Origin of the sequence: Clostridium boliviensis (assembly GCF_033342255.1) — a bacterium.
In the GTDB taxonomy this organism is placed as follows: domain Bacteria; phylum Bacillota; class Clostridia; order Lachnospirales; family Lachnospiraceae; genus Lacrimispora; species Lacrimispora boliviensis.
On the sequence record NZ_JAWONS010000247.1, the window covers coordinates 1 to 364 of the forward strand.

The following is a 364-nucleotide window of genomic DNA, read 5'->3' on the forward strand; positions in this document are numbered from 1 at the left end:
GTCGGGTATGCGATTCGGGAGGAGCCGGTGCCGATCCGGAGGATTACCGAAGAGGAGCGGCGCGTCGTATTGCGGGGGGAGGTTTTCAAGGCAGAGACCCGGGAGCTGCGCAGCGGTCGCACGCTGCTTACGTTCAACCTGACGGATTTCACCGATTCGATTCAGGTGAAAATGTTCGCCCGCGATAAGGAAGACGCCGCCCTCCTGTCCCGGGTAAAGGATGGGATGTGGGTTGTAGTTCGGGGGTCCGTTCAATACGATAACTTTGCCCGGGAACTGGTTCTGATGGGGAATGACCTCAACGAGACGGAGCCGATGAAGCGCGCCGACCATGCCGAGGAAAAGCGGGTGGAGCTCCATCTGC

The 364-nt window shown here is 59.9% G+C and carries 1 protein-coding gene; it reads left to right on the forward strand.

The genetic code is table 11. From position 1 onward, the window contains the following. On the forward strand, window positions 1-364 hold a 364-nt coding region (locus tag RZO55_RS16885), incomplete at both ends, for an OB-fold nucleic acid binding domain-containing protein (RefSeq protein WP_318065429.1).